Raw genomic sequence first — 18,211 nt, 5'->3', positions numbered from 1 at the left:
ACCCTTATAATGTTTATGAGCACGTCTGCAGCAACCATGAACTGTGTAATTATTACTGATCCTACTGGTAAGGATCCTAATGGTGCTGCGGCAGGGAGTATGTCTTTTGCTCCTAACATGTTTTCTGTGACATTTTTAGAGTCAAAAGAAAATCATTTTGCGGTTTTATCTGGTGGGGAAGGTAACACTACTCCAAGACTTAAAGCTATAGTTGAGACTTTAAGAAGATTGGAATCTGGATCTTCAATTTCTGAAGCTGCTAATGCTGCAAACTCATTTTCAGGGATTCGTATAATGACTGGATCCCCCACAGGAGGTGCAGCTGTAGGTGGATCATTTGATGTTTATGTGGTTGAAGTATCTGATGATGGTGTGATAACTGTAACACCCCATTCCGGAGGTTTGGCAGTTTTAGAACCTGGAACAAAAGGAGCTATAATTCACCTGAGAAACACTCATGGAAATCCACAATATGGAACTGCTGAAAGTGTCCGTAAAGAAACTGCAGTAATGATCGGTAAAATGATAAGGGATGGTTATCCGGCCACTGAAATCATGAGCGAAGTATTTGGTAAAGTTTCTAATGAAGCTGGTGAGAAATATGGTGGGGGTGCAGTTAACCTTGTTTCAAGTGTAAGTACTGGGGACATGTTCACTCCACAAAAAGTTAATGAAACCGGATTTCCTATGAACGAACCATACCGTAAAGTATGTCCAGAAGACGGGTGGGGTATTGGTTTTCCATCTGCTGAAAACTACATGACCTGTCCAATAGATGGAACACCTCTGAAAACAGTTTATGCATACGAAGCTCTAGGAGATGCCATAACAGTTACTCCAGAGAGTGTGGTTGTCTCAGTTTATGGAACCGATGAATCAGGAGTAGTTCAAACTACCAGTGAAATAGTCAAAGCATCGGTTAAAAAGGATGGTTACAATGTCAATGAAATAGCAAACGACATCAATCGAGGTATTGATAATGGGCTTCTAGTGGGTGTAAACTATGTTGAACCCAAAGATATCAATGTAAAACAGAGTTCAAGAGCAGTTGGAGTTTATTTTGATCCATTACCAGGCGATCGAACATCTCCCCCATGGAATCTTCCTATAAGTTCTGGAATAATTGACATTGTAGGAAATATGCAAACTGCTATAGGATTTGTTTTGGTGCTACTGGTTCTATTTAGAAGTACACTGATCACCTCATTTCTAAAATAGAGGTTATAAAATGGCGTTAATACTTATACGGGCTTTGAATAAATCAAAGCTCTTAAATTCTATTTCTGATATTGAAAGGCATGCTAATTTAAAAGTAATAGGTAAGCCCAAATTGATTATATCAGAAAAAGCGGATGAAATTGCAGAGAAAATTTTAAAACAAAAATTGAGAACAGAATCCAGGATATCTGCACTTGTAATTGTAAAAGCAGATACAACCAAAAGCATAATGCATATAAAAAAGATACATCCTCCTGCACATTTAACTGTAATCAGTGAGGAATATGAAGATTTTAACGATTTAAAGATTCTTTTTGATCATGCTAAGGAATTGGAAGGTTATTATTCTCCCAAAAAGAATAAAAAAAGAAGATAATTATTAAATATTTTTTTGTTTAAATTAAATTTCATTTTTATATATGTTAAAAAAAGGTGGATTTGTGGAGATAAGAAAATTACCTTTTCTTTATTCTTGCAATATCTCCTATAGTGGATCCACGTATATTTGAGGCCTTAAATTCCTCGCTCTGAGTATCTTCAATTTTTTCTACAATGGAAATTTTTAGACTGTTTTCTAATTTCTTAGCCAATTTTATATCTGGAATCATTTTTCCAGATTCAATTCTGTTAATTACTGAAACCTTTTCATAGATTTTTTCGGCCAAATCTTCTCTTGACCATCTTTTTTTTTCTCGAGCTTCTCTAACAATTCTATTAAAATCTTCATGAACCTCATAACTAGGTTCTTTTCTTATTGGTGGCCTTCGACTACCTCTAGGTTTTCTAGGCTTCGCTGGTTCTCTTTGTATTTTACCGAATTTCGCACATTCATTACAGGCGTACATAACTGATCCTTCAATTTTTGTGCGCATTGGTTTTCCAATTATATTTTTTCCACATATCTCGCATCTCATGACGATCCCTTAAAAATTTCTCATTATATAATTTATACCTCAATATTTAAATATTATCAAAAACAAGATAGTAACGATATAATTTAAATAGGAGTGATCTAGGATCATGGAAAATACCTCCAATACTGCATTAAAAAAAATAGAAGATTTAAAAAAGGAAATTAGGATTCTTAAAGAGGAAAACACTAAAACCAAGCGGAACCTAATGTGGAAATTAAGAAAACTTGAAAAAGATAAAGTTTTAATAGAAAATGAAAAAATTAGGTTAGATAGAGAAGTTAAATCTCTTCGAGGAGAAGTAGAAAGATTTAGATCTCCACCATTGGTAATCGCTACTATAACTGAGGTTTTAGAAGATGGAAGAATTGCTGTAAAAAGTAGTACTGGCCCACATTTTGTCATAGGCTATTCAAGATTTTTAGATGAAGATTTATTAGAGCCCGGTGCAAGGGTGGCTTTGAACCAACAAACATTCAGCATAGTTGATGTTTTACCATCAGAGAAGGATCCTATTGTTACTGGCATGGAGGTTGACGAAAAACCTGATGTTTCTTACGAACAGATAGGTGGATTACGTGAACAGGTAGTAGAGGTAAAAGAAACTGTTGAATTACCTTTAAAGAAACCAGAATTATTTGAAAATATTGGAATTGAACCTCCAAAAGGTGTACTTTTATACGGGCCTCCTGGAACAGGTAAAACACTTCTTGGAAAGGCAGTTGCCCATGAAACTAATGCAACTTTCATAAAAATTGTAGCATCAGAATTTGTGAAAAAATACATAGGTGAAGGTGCCCGGTTGGTTCGAGGAGTATTTGAATTAGCTAAGGAAAAAGCACCCAGCATAATATTCATAGATGAAATTGATGCTATTGCTGCTAAGAGACTTAAAAGCTCAACTAGTGGTGATAGAGAAGTTCAAAGGACTTTAATGCAATTATTAGCAGAAATGGATGGATTTGAAGCAAGGGGTAATGTTGGAATTGTTGCAGCGACCAACAGGCCAGATATTCTTGACCCGGCATTACTTAGACCTGGTCGATTTGACCGTTTCATAGAAGTTCCTATCCCTAATGAAGAGGGAAGATTAGAGATTCTCAAAATTCATACAAAAACAATGTCTTTAGACGAAGATGTAGATAAAGAACTTATTGCATCCATTACTGAAGGTGCTTCTGGTGCTGATGTTAAAGCCATATGTACTGAAGCGGGAATGTTCGCAATAAGGGAAGAAAGGGACATTGTTACTATGAACGATTTCATGGACGCTGTTGATAAGATAGTAGGCATGGAAAGTGAAGAAGAATTTAAGAGAGAATCTGGTGTAATGTTTGGATAATTACACAGGTTTTATCTAGACTCCAGAATAAATCTATAAGTGGCAATGCAATATGCCACGAACATTTTTTATTTTTAAAATATTTTTAGCCGATGATGAACCCTATGAGCTCTGATTTGTGATGAATGATGGGCGATCTGAGGCTATTTTAAACTTTTTTTAGAATATATCCTTTTATTATAAGCTAATTCAAGTTAAAAAGAGTAACCATTAACTTTAAATTAAATCAAAAAAATCTCCTAAAACTACTTTTTTATCAGTTTGGATGAATTTGGGAATTTTTCCAATGGTACCTGCAGACTCTCCAACTATAACCATTGCACCTCTCATATATTCCCGATAATTATCTGCAAAATCCAGACAGTTCTGTACGGCATCATGGTCTTGTTCTGCCTGTGCTTCATTAGCAATAGATGTGGCCAGAGCATCGGCTATACTTGCTTCATCTGCAAAAATAGTAACAGAATCTGCTCTGCCAAAACTTATAGAATGACCAACAGTTCCAGAAGATGTACAGATCCCCATGGGCGTTTGGTGGGATTTTATTTTAAATCCAATTTTCCCAGAAAGTGATGATGAACCCGCGTATAGGCCAATAACAACATTTTTATCGGTTTTAAGAGAAATATCCCCACCATTATCAACTATTACATATTCAGAATCCTTATTTAGAAGATAATTCATACTAAACTGAGCTATAGTTCCTGCCACAGCAGCCATAGGCCCGGTTTTAGCTATTTGCCCTGATTTTAACATCACTTTTGCAATTAAAGGTCCGTCAAAAATGTTTAATGGTTCTAAACTTGTTAAAAATTCTGGATTTCTTCTGATAAAATCTTTAAGCATTATTCTAAGTTTGAAAATGTAATCAGTCAGTCCAGTTGGCTTAATGTCAGTTTTTAACTGTATTTTTGTTTCATGAATTTCTATCTTCTTATTAATCATCATATTCATTTAGTTGGTTCTACATAAAATATTTAGATTAGTAAAAGAAAATTTAATTTTCATTTATTTGATTTTACAAAAAATTATTTAGATAAGTAAAAGAAAATTTAACCAGTGATTTAATATGATGGGCAGAGACAATACAGAATATCACACCAGAGAAAAGGTCTTATTTGAAACAAAACCGAATTTCTTTATAGGAGCAAAATCTGCGCTTATTAAAGTTATAGTAATAATTCTAATACTATATTTTTCAGGAACAATTATTCAACTGGCAGCAAGGCTTCAAAACTATATTATAAACATGATCCAAATACCTCTTGTAGAGTGGGTAACCTTAATAATTTATCTTATAATATTTTTACTAGTTATATGGAGTATATGGAATCTTATTTCATGGAATAACACAATTTACAGGTTAACAAATTACAGAGTTGTAGTTAAAAAAGGATTAATCAGAAAAAATAAAGCATTTATTCATTATGAGAAAATTCAAGACATTAATATAAGCCAAAGTATTATGGAAAAAATATTTTCCAGTGGAGATATTGAAATATTTGGTGGACATGAACAGACCAGAATAATACTGGAAAATGTACCAACTCCTGACAAGGTTGAGAATATGATTAATGATTTAATTGAGGGAGACTACTACGGATTTGAAGATGAACCTCCCCAAAAAGACGAAATTCACCAAGAGACGAAAACTAAACCTAAATCACAAAGACCTATAACCGAACGTCATTCTGAAAAGTTTAAGAGATAAATAATGAAAAAGAGTTAATCAAATTACCTAAAAATTTATTTATCCTAGTTTTAAGTTAGTTTAATGTTCCAATTTTAATTTATCTTAAGAAACAATATTTATATTTTAAAAACTTAAATTAAAGCATATTATACCATTAATTGGATAAGGTATCATGACTGACAATAATGTGGATTACGATGTAATTGTTGTGGGCGGAGGTCCGGTTGGTTCCACTTTTGCCAGATATATGGCAGAAAAAAATTATAGGGTGGCTATTTTAGATAAAAAGAATAAAATAGGAGTTCCACTACAATGTGCTGGATTGTTGGGAAGCAAAATTAAAGAAGTGAATATTTTACCCCAACATGTAATTATAAACAAGGTTTACGGTGCTTATTTGCATTCTCCTTCAGATAATACTCTTTTAGTTAGAAAAAAAGATCCTGCAGCATATGTATTGGATAGAGTTGCTTATGATCAATTTTTAGTTCAATCAGCACTTGATAAAGGCTGTGAACTGTTATTAGGCCACAGAGTTTTTGATGTTGACTTTGAAAAAGGAGAATTACAAGTCAAATATAAAAATCAGGTTAAAAAGTTAAAAGCCAAAGTTATAATTGGTGCCGGTGGCCATGCTTCAGCCATATCTAGTTATATTAATCAACCACCAAAAACATTTGAAGCTGTTCAATATTTAGTGGATATGGATCAACCAATTTTAAACCCAGATCATGTACACTTATATGTAAATTCAAGCATATCTCCAGGTTTCATCTGGATGATACCGTTATCTGATTCCCTGGTCAGAATTGGTTTATTTTCACGATTTGACTATCACAAGATGAACAGGATCCTGAAGGATTTTATTGATAAAAATGTCAAATTTAAAAAATCAAAAGTCTTAAAGAAATATCACGGTTTCATACCCATATACGACCCTAAAAAGAAGCTGGTTAAAGATAGAGTTATTCTTTTAGGAGATGCGGCTGCGCAAGTAAAACCTACCACTGGTGGTGGTTTATTGATTGGATTTGAATGTGCTAAAATTGCTTCAGATGTCACTACCAAAGCTCTTGAACAGGATGATATTCAACTTTTAAACGATTACGAACGTATATGCAAAAAGAAGTTTGGGAGAGAACTAAATGTCCAGCTTCAAATACAGAAAACTTTTGAATTGATGAAAGACAGTGAACTTGATTCAATGTTTCTAAAACTTAAAAATGAAGGTGCTGAACAAATAATTTCAGAATACGGCGACATGGACACCCAGTCTCCTTTGATAAAAGAGATGATAAAGGGCGGAATAATATTTTCAGTGCTTCCTAAAGTTTTATTCAGGAGGATAAGTAAATTATGGAAATCTACATAATTTTGTCCCGTGAAAATATAACTCTGCCTAAATCAGAAGTTATTGCTGTTCTTGAATCTGAAGGAATTAATTATCACATAAAAAATGATTTGGATGGAATTTTAATTCTTGAAATTCCAGACAATAAAAATTATATTGAGGTTCTAGGTAGAAGATTGGGATATGTGCATGAAATAGTGGAAAAACTCTTTGAAACAGATATTAAAAATCTTTATTCTGAATTTGAAAAATTTCCATGGAAAGAACACATAAAGAAAGATTATGCAATTCGAGTCAAAAAAATCAATTATTCTGGTATTATTGATTCTCAAAAAATTGAACGGGATATGGGAAGGTTAACAGGAGCTGCTTTAGATGAAGCAAAGGTAAATCTAAAAAATCCTGAGACATTTATAAGAGCAACTTTCACTGATGAGAAAATTTTGGTAGGAATTAGGAAAGTAAAAGTTGATAAAAAACATTTCTTTAATTTGAAACCACATAAAAGACCTTTTTTTTATCCAGGTTCTATGAGTCCTAAATTGGCCCGGTGTATGGTGAATCTTTCAAGAATCACACAAGGGGATACACTTCTTGATCCTTTCTGTGGAACTGGCGGAATATTAATTGAAGCAGGTATTATAGGGGCCAGGATTTTAGGGGTGGATATAGATGAAAAAATGGTTAAAGGTACTATTGAAAACCTTGATGCTTGCGGGATAAAAAATTATAATATTATTCAGGGGGATGCCAGGGATATTGAACTGGAAGGATTTGTAGATTCTATTGTAACTGATCCTCCTTATGGTATATCTGCTTCAACAGCAGGTGAGGAAAGTAAAAAGCTGTATATAGGGGCGCTTTTAAACATGCAGAGTTTACTTAAAATTAAGGGCCGTTTATGCTTAGCCACTCCTCATTATATTGATATTAATGATTTAATAAGAGATACTAAGTTTAAAATTAAAGAAAGACATGAAATAAGAATGCATAAAAGTTTAACCAGGATAATTACAGTTTTACAAAAAATAGAATAGAAATGTTTAGTTCTATTTAAAAAATCTGAATAAGATCAACTACTCCAATTCAATTAACTTTTTTTGGAAAACAAGAATTTTAGGATTAATTGTATATTATTTAGAATTAAATAATTAGATATACTGTGAACTACATTATCTAAATTCACAAGACTTAATAATTATATCAAAATTTGAGAGGGGAATTTTGTGGCAGTAAGAATTTTTGACACTACACTAAGAGATGGAGAACAAACTCCAGGAGTTTCATTAACTCCTGATGAAAAACTGAGAATAGCCATGAAATTAGATGAATTAGGTGTAAATGTTATTGAGGCAGGTTCTGCAATCACTTCAGAAGGTGAAAGACTAGGAATCAAAAAAATAGTTTCTGAAGGATTAGATACAGAGATATGCAGTTTTACCCGAGCAGTTAAGGTTGATATTGATGCGGCTTTGGAATGTGGAGTTGACAGCATACATCTCGTTGTTCCGACGTCTGACCTACATATTGAACACAAATTAAATAAAACTCGAGACCAAGTTAAACAATTTGCAGTGGACTGTACAGAATATGCAGTTGATCATGGTTTACTGGTTGAATTATCAGCGGAAGATTCAACTAGGAGTGACATTGAATATTTAACAGAAGTTTTCAAGGAAGGAATAAATGCAGGTGCACATAGAATATGTGCCTGTGATACAGTGGGAATGCTCACCCCAGAAACAGCCACAAAATTTTATGATAGATTAAGTAAACTGGGCGTACCCTTAAGTGTGCACTGCCATAACGATTTTGGACTAGCAGTAGCTAATACTCTCTCTGGTTTAAGGGCTGGGGCAACACAGGCCCATGTTACAGTAAACGGTATTGGGGAACGGGCAGGAAATGCATCCCTAGAAGAAGTAGTGGTTGCCCTATATTCACTTTATGATCAAAAAACCGATATAAATATAAAAATGCTTTATGAAATCTCTAAAATGGTGGCCCGAATGACTGGTGTTTATCTGCAGCCAAACAAGGCCATTGTAGGTGAAAATGCATTTGCCCATGAATCAGGAATCCATGCAGATGGAGTAATTAAAAAAGCAGAAACTTATGAACCTATAACGCCGGAGTTAGTTGGGCACAAACGAAGATTTGTCATGGGTAAACATATTGGAACGCACATCCTTAAAAAAAGGCTTCAAGAATCGGGTTTACGTGTAGATAATGAAAAACTTGAACAAATTTTCCAGCGAGTAAAAATATTGGGTGATAAAGGAAAATGCGTAACTGATGTTGACCTGCAAGCTATAGCAGAAGATGTTCTAGGAATTCTTCCAGAGAAGGCGGTGGAACTGGAAGAGTTGACCATAGTTTCTGGGAACAAAGTCACACCCACAGCATCTGTGAAACTCAACATTGATCAAAATGAAATAGTTGAAGCAGGTATTGGTTTAGGGCCAGTAGATGCGGCTATTGTTGCCATAAAAAAGGGTATAAAAGATGTTGCTGACATAAAATTGGAAGAATATCACGTAGACGCTATAACCGGAGGTACAGATGCTCTAATTGATGTTATTGTTAAACTTAGACTGGGAGATAAAGTGGTAAGTGCCCGGAGTACCCAGCCGGACATCATCATGGCCAGTGTAGAAGCATTTCTAAGCGGAATTAATCGGATACTAGCTGAAGAAGACTTAAAAAAATCGGAATAGATCATTTTTCTTTCCTATACCTTTTCTTTATTCAATACAAATATTTGATCAGTTCTTTACTGCTATTTAAAGGTGTAACAATGGAAAACAATATACAAATTGTTGGATTTAAATTCAAAGTGGACAATTTAGATTATTTATTAAAAACAAGCAATGAATTAAGTGCTAAATATTATATAAATCCATCAAAAATGTATGCATTACAACTTTTAAATGCTGATGCTATTGCCGGTTATGATCACATATTAAATGCAGTTATACATGCAATTAACGCTTTTGAAAGAGGAGAGAATATAGCCAAGGATTTGGGATTGGAAATATGTTTGAGGGCATCATTGCAGCGGCAAATTTCAAAAGCATTAACTATTATGGGGTTAAAAAAAGGAGAAATGAACATTTGTGCGGTTTCAGTTAATTGCAATGAAAAAATAATCGATGCTTTGGAAGAAATTTTAGGCAACCGAGATAATAGCGTTATAGATCCAGACATGGACAAATTAAAAGAAATTTATGACATATCTGAAACAGAACTTGAAATTTATGGATCTATAGAAAATTTAATGATAGAAAAAACAGCTATGTTAATATTGGAAGTATAAATTCATAGAAGCACTGGCTAATAACCATTACTAATTTTTTTTATATGATGCATTTTTTAATGTTTATAATCATTGCCTTAACTATTTCAGGTTTTAAACATCTCACATCCAGATTTTTAAGTTCAATACACACTGCATTTGATAATGTTCTATTATAATCCGGACAAACAGTGATTATTCGGCGATTTTCAGCTTTTATAATTTGTCGAAGTTTATATCCTACATTTTTTGGATTATCCACTTTTAGAGCTAAAACAACTCCTCTTTTATCCTGATGAAGAGCATTATTAAATTCATTCTTCATTTTCTGACAGGCTTTAATAGTTTCTTTAAGAATACGTGGAGCCAGATTTATTTCTTCATAAATACCAGCAGCTGTAATATGATCAGCTTTGACCGAGTTTAAAACAGTTTTAGCCTTTTTAAGAAGATAATTATCATTTGTAGATATGAAACCACCATTTCCAACATTAACTATCTTGGGAGAACCAGTAGATGCAATAATAACATGAGCGTGTTCACCGTTAGCTAACTTTTTTTTGGGATCTCCTAAAGCTCCTGATGCATCTTCCACTAAAATCACTTTTCTATCATCACATACTTCAAATAGATCTTTCATTGGTTGTTCTGCAATATATCCAGCAAAACTAGTTAAAAATAATGCACCTGGCTGGTGGATGTCAATGTACTGGTCTAAAACTTCCAAGTCAATAACACCGCTATTGGTAGGTATAGAAACTGTTTGCAAATCCATCAAATCTGCCATAGTCTTAAAACCGATCCACCCTCCCTCATCAGGTATTAATACCTTATTTTGGAGGGTGCTCATCACTGCCATAATTCCTGAGTTACCACTGTTAACCAATCGAACAGAATCATGATTAATGTAATGGCTTATTTTCTCCTGGGTTTTATTTATCTGTTCACCTGTTCTTTTACTGGTTCTAAGTGCCTTTGAAGCTTCACACATGGCCTTAATGGTTTGTGATGATGGTTTTTTATAGTATAATTGCAATGATATCACATCTTAATTAGCATACCTTCTATTTTACTCTACTCTTTTTAATTCAACTACAATTATTTGAGGACGTGCAAAGAATCTTACAGGTAGTATGACCGTTCCTAATCCATTACTTATTATTAAAGTGGTGTTATTATATTTTTGAACTCCTGTTAAGTATTTTTGTCCATAGTCTGATCTAGGAACTGGCGCCCAGAACCCAAACAGGGTGACCTGTCCTCCATGGGTATGTCCAGTAAGAACTAGATCCACAAGGTTTTGATCTATTTGTGGAAAATAATCAGGGTTATGGGTTAGGAATATTACAAAATCTTCTGCTTTAGAATCCCCCAAAGCGGTTTTAGGGTATTGGTAGCCATTATTATAATCACCCACCCCACACACTCTGATTTTTGATCCGTTTATATCGATCCAAGTTCCTGTATTTCCTATATACGTAATGGTTGATTCGTTAAATCTTTTAAGAGTAAAATACTGGGGGTCGTTGTTACCTAAAACGCCATATACTCCTAGTGGAGCTTTAAGTTTCTCTAAAGAATCAAATACTGGATCAATATATTCATCTTCCCGGTCAACGTAATCTCCTCCTAATAAAATCATATCAGGTTTCATGGCGTTTACTTGTTTTACAATACCATCAACTCTTTCCTGACTATAGAATGGTCCGGCATGAATATCAGCTAGATAAACTATTTTTTTACCATCAAATTCCGGAGGTATTTGATTTGATTCTAGGATCACTTCTTTGGTTTCGATCCAGTAAGGTTCTATGAACATGTATCCTATGATTAGAACTACTACAAGGAGAGTGAATAAATAAATTTTTTTCATACAAATCTCTCAAAAATCTATTATTTAACCTCTGTTTTAATTTGAAAAAGATTGAACAGGGTAAAATTCACGAAATATATAAATATTATATATTCAATATTGAATTATATAAAGAATGGGTTTATGAAGAATTTTTAACATGATAATCATTTTGGCTCATATTCCAAAAATTTCTAAAAAAATATAGTAAATCTAAAACAGGAGTCATCAGATGATCTATTTAATCATTACGATATTTGGAGCGTTTTTGATTATAGCAGGAATTTATGCTATGACTTTTGGTTTTGATACTCCTCCTAATTTTTTGTTTTTCTTTTTAGGACTTTGTGCAGCTGTTCTTGGATTCGTTTTATTGATCATTTTTGCCCCCCATATTAGTTTTTCTTCAAAATCTAAACCTATATCTTTGAGGAAGCGAGAAGATTCTTATTCCCAACCTAAAAGAGTATCTTTGAGTAAAAGAGATGATTTCAGTTCAAAACCTAAAAAAAGATCGAAAAAAGGCATTATAGTTATTTCCTTATTAATTCTTATTATAGGAGTAGGCGTTCTAGGTTTAAATTTTAATGATAATGTTCAAGCGGATGTGTTGAGTGGAGAACATAAAATCTTAGTTTTGTCTGCTGATCCATCAGAACCTAGACCCGGTATGGGTGCTGTAGATATGGCATTTGTTTTTACATTGAAAGATGGTGATATAACTAATATTACTTCTATTTATCCCCATAAAATGGCACATCCAACTGAAGCTGCACCTTTAGAGGTTCAAAAGCAAGGAGTTAGTAAAATGTTATTACACGATTCCTTATGGTATAATGACACTGATAGAGGGGCCAGGTATGCTCAAGAAATTGTAGAATATAATACTGGCATAAAAACAGATATAGTGGTCATTTTTTCAGTTGAATCCATTGATGCTATAGTAGCTAGTGTAGGACCTCTTCATGTTAATGGTATAGGTTATGTTAATGGCAGTACATTAAACTTTTTAAGAGAAGAACAGGATGACTATAATTATACTAGGGGACAAGCTGTTAAATCATTAATGAGTGCTATTTCCAATTCAACGAGCCAGGATAAAACCAAGTATCTAACCTTAATACAAACAGTCAGTGACCAATACAAAAAAGGAAACATAGCAGTCTATCCATCAAGTGCATTCCCTCAATTAATAACACTGGCAGAATCTAAAGGTTTTGGCATATTAATTTAAGTATTCAGTTCCTAATTCCTTGTTTATAATCTCTTTTTATATATTTTTAAAAATAAAGATTATTTTAAATATATCATGATTTTTTATCTAATCTATCTAAAATCTCTTGAAATCCGGATTTAATATCTTCTGAAGTTTTTATTTGCTTTTCATTAAATTCTTTCGTGGTTTTAATGAATATTTCTCTATCTTTATCTTTTTCTTCTCTAAACTTATGAATAAGTGCACTGGCCACTGATGCAGTGGCGTAACCAGTAAAGGCCACCCCAGTTATCATCATGATAACCCCTAAAATCCTTCCCAAAAGGGTAATTGGAACTATGTCTCCATATCCTGTGGTAGTCATGGTAGTAACAGTATACCATGCTGAATCTTCATAGCTTTTAACTTCAGGATTCACATCTTTTTCAGCTAATAAAAATCCTGTCGATGTGATTAAAAATATAAGGGTTAAAATAGTTATACCATAGTTCAAACCAGTTTTTTCGGAAAATTTCACGAAACTGGACCCTAATTTTCCAATTGTTTTAACAATGGCAATTATGTGGACAATCCTCAAAATTGAAAGGGGTATTGATAATGGAAAACCCAACAATCCTATAAAGATAAAGTCGAAAGGTAAAACAGCAATAATTGAAACCCAATTATTTTTAATATATTGTTTTTTATCTTTTTGATATATAAAACCTGCAATTAAACAAGATAAAAGTAATAAACACACCATCAAATCAAAATTGTAAATATGGGGTATTGTGGCAGGTTTTAAGTTAAAAAAGGTTAAGATTATAAGTACAGCAATATCCACTACCATTAATGAAATTACTATAGTCAAATAAACCTGAAAAAGTTTACCTAAATAGTTTTTAAGATTTTCTTTCATACAATTACTCCTTATAAAGATTAATAAATCAGTATTTATTATCTTCATATATAATTAAGTATTTATAATATTTTAATTAATTATAGCCATGTTTTTAGAGCACTGGTTTTAGTTATTAAAGAATTAATAAATTTTTAATAAATTTTTATAAAGAACTAGATATTATAATTAAAAAATGAATCTAGTGTTGTTTGTCTGGATCTTATAAGTTCTTGAAGTAAATCGCTTTGTTTAATAAATCTTTTTAAAGGAAGCTTCAATTTTCCAGAAACATAACTTAATGCATTTTTTAAATCTTCAAATTCCTTAGGAGTTTGATTGAGGGCACTGCGCACATTTTCTCTTACATTAAATACTCCTAAAGGTACGTAGCCATTATAGGCTTCTCTTAAAATTATGGCAGTGGCCTGTTTTTTGTCCCTGGCCAGTTTTTCTAAGACAGCCATCTTACAAGTGTAGTAACATCCTCCTACTCTTGAATATTCCTTTTTGCCACTATTGGTTTCATAATCTGAGAATATTATTTCTTCGTTGTTTAAAACATGTAAAAATGCTTCCATCCATTCATACTGCCATTCAGATGGTATTAAAATAACGGTGTAATAATTGTTCAAACTGTTGAATTCATAAACTTGGTGAGTTTCTATTGTGTCATAGTACCTTACTTTTCTAAGCAGATTATCAGCTATGGTACTATCACAGGCAGTTATGGACCACCTTGTGGGTACTAAATGTCTATTCTTCTCAATGCCCATGGTTCCAACTGAAAATGCTTTTTGTATACTGGAAAAGGGCAGTCCTTTGTGATGTAAGTCCATTACTGCATCAGCAGCTTTCAAGTCACTGTCGTAGTATGTTTTTTCCAGTAAATGATCAAAGCGAACATTGTCAATGTCAAACTTTTCAATCAGTCCACTAGGCCCGTGTGGTGTGTGTTCGTCACTAAAAGATCGACCTACTGGTTTCTTAAAGAATTGGGCTTCACTTTCAATGGAATTTTTAGCAAGGGATATTTCCTGCAATTTTCCAACCAAACGGTTATCCAAATCTTTAATTTCCACCTGCTGCTTACCTCTAACCAGATTCAGCCGGTAACCAATAATTTCTTCCTGACTGGTATTGGAGGGAATCCATGATTCTGGCATATCCATCATAGATGTATCTCCTTGTTGAGGAGCTATCATGGGTCCGGCGAATACTTTAGGATAATTCCAGCTTCCAATAAATACGGAAGGAGGGGTACTTCCATCAACTTCAGTTCCCACATTGACAGATTTCATGTGAATTTTAGATGTGAGCTTTTTAAGGTAGGCAGTCTTTCCACCGATCATGTTCTGTATATATTAACTTGATTTAATAAAAAAGTAGTGAGAGCATTTGAAGAGTAAAATTAGTAATACCTAGAATTATTTTTTTTAAAATAAATTAAAAAGAGTGGTTTGTATTGTGTCTTTAATTAAAGAAAAGGAAGAGGATTAAAATAGTCAATTTTTTTTAAAAATTATGCAAATTCAATTGTACTTGGTGGTTTATCACTGACTGATAGTGCCACATGGGTTACTTCACTTATCTCTGCAGTGATTCTACTTGATATGGTTTTAACCATTTTCCATGGTAGTTCTGGTACATCAGCAGTCATAGCATCCATAGATTCTACCATTCTAAGTATCACCAGGTATCCAAAGTCTCTAATATCTCCTTTAACCCCAGTTACTTTGGTATTGGTTAAAACTGCAAAGTATTGCCATAGTATTTCATCTAAACCTTCTTTTTTCACTTCTTCTTCAACAATGGCGTTGGCCTTTCTACAAATTTCGATCTTTTCTGGAGTTAATTTACCAACTACTCTAACCGCCAGTCCAGGTCCGGGATATGGTTGTCGGTTCACCATTTCACTGGGAAGGCCTAGTTCTTGTCCTAATATTCTTACTTCGTCCTTGTACAATTCTCTTATAGGTTCTACAATTTCCAGTACCAGTCCATGAGGCAGTGCCAAATTGTGATGTGATTTAATATTTCCTTGACTTTCTATCCAGTCCGGTGCAATAGTACCTTGGACTAGGAACTTGGCATTTTCTTCTTCAGCAACCCTTTCAAAGACGTTTATGAATACTTCTCCAATGATTTTCCTTTTTTCTTCTGGATCTTCAACACCCTCTAATTTTCCAAGGAATTCCTCTTTGGCATTTATAAATCTAAAATTCAACCTTTTTTCAAAAGTTTTTTCAACATATTCTGCTTCTCCCTCTCTTAAAAGGCCGTGATCAACAAAAACAGCTATAAGTTTATTTCCTAATGCTTTTTGTGTAAGTACTGATGCTACAGAACTATCAACACCACCTGAAAGTGCTATAACTGCTTTACCATCACCTACAGTTTTTTTAATTTGATTTATCGCTTCTTTAATAAAATCAGATGGATCCAACATTTTTTCACCGGGTTAAATTTATTATTACTTAATTTTTTTTATGAACCTTATTTTATTAATTACAGTTATGTTTTATGAATTAATTTGAATTTTGTATACGGATAATAATTATTTTTTATTTCTATATGTTTCACAAATTTCATAAAAATTTTTGAATATTTTAGAACCATCTTCTGTGTGATGGACTTCTGGATGGAATTGAATTCCATAGATAGGTTTATTTTTATGGGCCATGGCTTCTATGTCACATATGGAGGAGTTGGCAAGTTTTTTGAATTCTGGTGGAATTTTGGAAACTTCGTCCTTATGGGAGGCCCACACATTCATGCTTTTTCCTAAACCTTTAAAAATATCATCTTCATCTTCAATATTTATCTCAATTTTGGCATAGCTTTCTACGCCTGCTGCTTTAACCTCTCCACCATATGCTTTGGCAATAAGTTGATGTCCAAGACAAATTCCTAAGATAGGGTAATCCAACTCTTTCACATATTTCAAACAATTACCAATTCTTTCCATACTGGGACCTCCACCTAAAACAAGTCCGGCTGGATCTTTTTCTATAATTTGCTCTGTAGATAATGAATTTGAAACTAGTTCTGATGAAATTTTAAGATAATGTAGAGCCCGATAAATTCTATGGTTATATTGTCCATAATTGTTTACAACCAGTATCGTCATTTAATATCTCCTAAACTGTTAAATTCTCTTAAATCGATAAAAAACGTTCTATAGAAACATTTTTATATAAAAAGTTATAATTAAAATATATGGAATTTAAAGATTTGATATACATTTTAATTGCAATAGTATTAGCGGTAGTATTTTTCTACCTGTTCATATGGCTACTTCCGATTATTATAATCCTTATAATAGCTTATGTCATATATATATTTTTAAAGTCAAATAATTCCTGAAATATAAAATTAACTTATTCTTTTATTTTAGAGGAGATAATATTTCTAAAATTTTTTTTATTTAATTTAGATTAATAAATAGGAGTATGCACTGGTTTTACTTAATGAAATTAAATATTAATTAATATCATTATAGGCAGAAATAGCAGCTATTGCACCTTCGCTAGCTGCAACCACCATCTGTTTAACTCCTCCGGTTACATCTCCCGCAGCATAAACCTGGGGGATATTTGTTCTTTGATTTTTATCAGTGATGATGTAACCACTTCTATCTAATTCAACACCTATATCTTTAGCTAGCTGGTTATTAGGTTCTTCTCCTATAGATATGAAGACACCGTCAACTTTAATTTCCTTTTCTTCATCTTTTTCTTTGTCATAAATCAAAATACTTCTAACCACAACATCTCCTTTGATTTTTCTAACCATGGAATTCCAGATAATAGGGATTCCCGCTTCTCTAAGGCGATCTTGTCCATGTTTTGAAGCTCTAAGTTCGTCTCGGCGGTGAATTATTGTAACGTCACAACCAACATCATGCAAATGCAGTGCATGTTCAACTGCAGAGTTACCTCCACCTATTACAACCACTTTACGGTTTTTAAAAAGTAGTGCGTCACATATAGAACAGTAAGATATGCCTTTTCCAATGAATTCTTCTTCTCCTTCTGCTCCTAATTTTCTGTAGGTGGTTCCAGTGCTTAGTATGAGTGACTTGGTAATATAATCCTGTTTTGAGGTTTTAAAATAAAATTTTCCATTTTTTAAAGTGATAGAATTTACAATTTCATGTTCATTTATCTTAATATAATTGGATGCTTGTTCTATCATTCTTTTAGATAGGTTGGCACCGGTGATGGTTTTAAATCCAGGGAAGTTACCAACCAATGGAGCCACACTTTGCATACCTCCTGCAACACCTTTTTCAAGTATTAATGCTTTAATATCTTCTCTTCCAGCATATATGCCTGCAGTTAATCCGGCAGGACCTGCACCTATAATTATAAGATCATGTTCTTCCATTATACTCATCCCCAATATATAAACACATTTTAAGAAAAACAATAAATGCTTAAAATTTTTATTTATC

18 protein-coding genes are annotated in these 18,211 nt (G+C 33.2%); 9 read left to right on the top strand and 9 right to left on the bottom strand.

Going from position 1 to position 18,211, the window contains the following annotated elements; all coding sequences use genetic code 11:
* The first annotated feature begins 9 nt into the window (after window positions 1–9).
* Together CIT01_01380 and CIT01_01375 are read left to right on the top strand one after the other, a co-directional pair.
* Entirely contained in the window at window positions 10–1,218 is a 1,209-nt protein-coding gene (locus tag CIT01_01380) for a hypothetical protein (GenBank protein AXV38684.1), read from the top strand.
* Window positions 1,219–1,228: 10 nt separating this feature from the next.
* A complete protein-coding gene (locus CIT01_01375; GenBank protein AXV36950.1) occupies window positions 1,229–1,594 on the top strand; it encodes a hypothetical protein in 366 nt (121 codons plus the stop codon).
* Between the two features lie 79 nt (window positions 1,595–1,673).
* Here CIT01_01375 and CIT01_01370 read toward each other — a convergent pair whose 3' ends face one another.
* Window positions 1,674–2,132 carry a TIGR00270 family protein gene (locus CIT01_01370; protein ID AXV36949.1) on the bottom strand — a complete coding sequence of 153 codons (459 nt, stop codon included), beginning with the start codon at window positions 2,130–2,132 and terminating at the stop codon, window positions 1,674–1,676.
* Window positions 2,133–2,238: 106 nt separating this feature from the next.
* On the opposite strand from CIT01_01370, the gene CIT01_01365 reads away from it, so the two are divergent.
* Window positions 2,239–3,471 (top strand): proteasome-activating nucleotidase, encoded by a 1,233-nt coding sequence (locus tag CIT01_01365; GenBank protein ID AXV36948.1) that lies wholly within the window; start codon window positions 2,239–2,241, stop codon window positions 3,469–3,471.
* A 216-nt stretch (window positions 3,472–3,687) separates the two neighbouring features.
* On the opposite strand, the gene CIT01_01360 is transcribed toward CIT01_01365, so the two are convergent.
* Window positions 3,688–4,416 carry a hypothetical protein gene (locus CIT01_01360; GenBank protein ID AXV36947.1) on the bottom strand — a complete coding sequence of 243 codons (729 nt, stop codon included), beginning with the start codon at window positions 4,414–4,416 and terminating at the stop codon, window positions 3,688–3,690.
* A 124-nt stretch (window positions 4,417–4,540) separates the two neighbouring features.
* Between CIT01_01360 and CIT01_01355 the strand changes: the two genes are divergently transcribed.
* The 5 genes from CIT01_01355 to CIT01_01335 all read left to right on the top strand — a co-directional run bounded on the left by CIT01_01355 (window position 4,541) and on the right by CIT01_01335 (window position 9,831).
* Window positions 4,541–5,182, top strand: coding sequence for a hypothetical protein (locus CIT01_01355; GenBank protein AXV36946.1), 642 nt, complete (start codon window positions 4,541–4,543; stop codon window positions 5,180–5,182).
* Between the two features lie 154 nt (window positions 5,183–5,336).
* On the top strand, window positions 5,337–6,536 hold the full coding sequence (locus tag CIT01_01350; GenBank protein ID AXV36945.1) for a geranylgeranyl reductase: 1,200 nt from the start codon (window positions 5,337–5,339) through the stop codon (window positions 6,534–6,536).
* Window positions 6,521–7,552, top strand: a complete 1,032-nt coding sequence (locus tag CIT01_01345; protein ID AXV36944.1) for a TIGR01177 family methyltransferase — start codon at window positions 6,521–6,523, stop codon at window positions 7,550–7,552. The genes CIT01_01350 and CIT01_01345 overlap by 16 nt, the downstream gene beginning before the upstream one ends.
* 189 nt (window positions 7,553–7,741) lie before the next feature.
* Window positions 7,742–9,232, top strand: a complete 1,491-nt coding sequence (locus CIT01_01340) for a 2-isopropylmalate synthase (protein AXV36943.1) — start codon at window positions 7,742–7,744, stop codon at window positions 9,230–9,232.
* Window positions 9,233–9,312: 80 nt separating this feature from the next.
* On the top strand, window positions 9,313–9,831 hold the full coding sequence (locus CIT01_01335; protein AXV36942.1) for a hypothetical protein: 519 nt from the start codon (window positions 9,313–9,315) through the stop codon (window positions 9,829–9,831).
* Window positions 9,832–9,871: 40 nt separating this feature from the next.
* Here CIT01_01335 and CIT01_01330 read toward each other — a convergent pair whose 3' ends face one another.
* On the bottom strand, window positions 9,872–10,855 hold the full coding sequence (locus CIT01_01330; protein ID AXV36941.1) for a hypothetical protein: 984 nt from the start codon (window positions 10,853–10,855) through the stop codon (window positions 9,872–9,874).
* Window positions 10,856–10,879: 24 nt separating this feature from the next.
* Window positions 10,880–11,629 (bottom strand): metallophosphoesterase, encoded by a 750-nt coding sequence (locus tag CIT01_01325; protein ID AXV38683.1) that lies wholly within the window; start codon window positions 11,627–11,629, stop codon window positions 10,880–10,882.
* Window positions 11,630–11,954: 325 nt separating this feature from the next.
* Between CIT01_01325 and CIT01_01320 the strand changes: the two genes are divergently transcribed.
* Window positions 11,955–12,896, top strand: coding sequence for a hypothetical protein (locus CIT01_01320; protein ID AXV38682.1), 942 nt, complete (start codon window positions 11,955–11,957; stop codon window positions 12,894–12,896).
* A gap of 73 nt (window positions 12,897–12,969) precedes the next feature.
* On the opposite strand, the gene CIT01_01315 is transcribed toward CIT01_01320, so the two are convergent.
* The 5 genes from CIT01_01315 to trxB all read right to left on the bottom strand — a co-directional run bounded on the left by CIT01_01315 (window position 12,970) and on the right by trxB (window position 18,144).
* A complete protein-coding gene (locus CIT01_01315; GenBank protein ID AXV36940.1) occupies window positions 12,970–13,824 on the bottom strand; it encodes a hypothetical protein in 855 nt (284 codons plus the stop codon).
* 107 nt (window positions 13,825–13,931) lie between these two features.
* Window positions 13,932–15,107: a hypothetical protein gene (locus tag CIT01_01310; GenBank protein AXV36939.1), complete on the bottom strand. Its 1,176-nt coding sequence runs from the start codon at window positions 15,105–15,107 to the stop codon at window positions 13,932–13,934.
* A gap of 170 nt (window positions 15,108–15,277) precedes the next feature.
* The gene (locus tag CIT01_01305) at window positions 15,278–16,204 is read right to left on the bottom strand and encodes a GMP synthase (protein AXV36938.1); all 927 of its coding nucleotides are present in this window, start codon (window positions 16,202–16,204) and stop codon (window positions 15,278–15,280) included.
* A 108-nt stretch (window positions 16,205–16,312) separates the two neighbouring features.
* A complete protein-coding gene (locus tag CIT01_01300) occupies window positions 16,313–16,885 on the bottom strand; it encodes a GMP synthase (GenBank protein AXV36937.1) in 573 nt (190 codons plus the stop codon).
* Window positions 16,886–17,238: 353 nt separating this feature from the next.
* Window positions 17,239–18,144, bottom strand: coding sequence for a thioredoxin-disulfide reductase (trxB, locus tag CIT01_01295; GenBank protein AXV36936.1), 906 nt, complete (start codon window positions 18,142–18,144; stop codon window positions 17,239–17,241).
* Window positions 18,145–18,211 lie beyond the last annotated feature (67 nt).

Origin of the sequence: Methanobacterium sp. BRmetb2, from assembly GCA_003491285.1 — an archaeon.
GTDB lineage: Archaea > Methanobacteriota > Methanobacteria > Methanobacteriales > Methanobacteriaceae > UBA117.
The sequence above is the reverse complement of the archived record's forward strand: the minus strand, read 5'-3'. Positions and strand labels throughout refer to the sequence as shown.

Coding starts and splice junctions, on each gene's coding strand:
- CIT01_01380 (AXV38684.1), top strand. CDS start 10: ATGTTTATGAGCACGTCTGCAGCAACCATGAACTGTGTAATTATTACT.
- CIT01_01360 (AXV36947.1), bottom strand. CDS start 4,416: ATGATTAATAAGAAGATAGAAATTCATGAAACAAAAATACAGTTAAAA.
- trxB (AXV36936.1), bottom strand. CDS start 18,144: ATGGAAGAACATGATCTTATAATTATAGGTGCAGGTCCTGCCGGATTA.
- CIT01_01370 (AXV36949.1), bottom strand. CDS start 2,132: ATGAGATGCGAGATATGTGGAAAAAATATAATTGGAAAACCAATGCGC.
- CIT01_01320 (AXV38682.1), top strand. CDS start 11,955: ATGACTTTTGGTTTTGATACTCCTCCTAATTTTTTGTTTTTCTTTTTA.
- CIT01_01315 (AXV36940.1), bottom strand. CDS start 13,824: ATGAAGATAATAAATACTGATTTATTAATCTTTATAAGGAGTAATTGT.
- CIT01_01325 (AXV38683.1), bottom strand. CDS start 11,629: ATGTTCATAGAACCTTACTGGATCGAAACCAAAGAAGTGATCCTAGAA.
- CIT01_01335 (AXV36942.1), top strand. CDS start 9,313: ATGGAAAACAATATACAAATTGTTGGATTTAAATTCAAAGTGGACAAT.
- CIT01_01305 (AXV36938.1), bottom strand. CDS start 16,204: ATGTTGGATCCATCTGATTTTATTAAAGAAGCGATAAATCAAATTAAA.
- CIT01_01355 (AXV36946.1), top strand. CDS start 4,541: ATGATGGGCAGAGACAATACAGAATATCACACCAGAGAAAAGGTCTTA.
- CIT01_01300 (AXV36937.1), bottom strand. CDS start 16,885: ATGACGATACTGGTTGTAAACAATTATGGACAATATAACCATAGAATT.
- CIT01_01375 (AXV36950.1), top strand. CDS start 1,229: ATGGCGTTAATACTTATACGGGCTTTGAATAAATCAAAGCTCTTAAAT.
- CIT01_01310 (AXV36939.1), bottom strand. CDS start 15,107: ATGATCGGTGGAAAGACTGCCTACCTTAAAAAGCTCACATCTAAAATT.
- CIT01_01365 (AXV36948.1), top strand. CDS start 2,239: ATGGAAAATACCTCCAATACTGCATTAAAAAAAATAGAAGATTTAAAA.
- CIT01_01345 (AXV36944.1), top strand. CDS start 6,521: ATGGAAATCTACATAATTTTGTCCCGTGAAAATATAACTCTGCCTAAA.
- CIT01_01350 (AXV36945.1), top strand. CDS start 5,337: ATGACTGACAATAATGTGGATTACGATGTAATTGTTGTGGGCGGAGGT.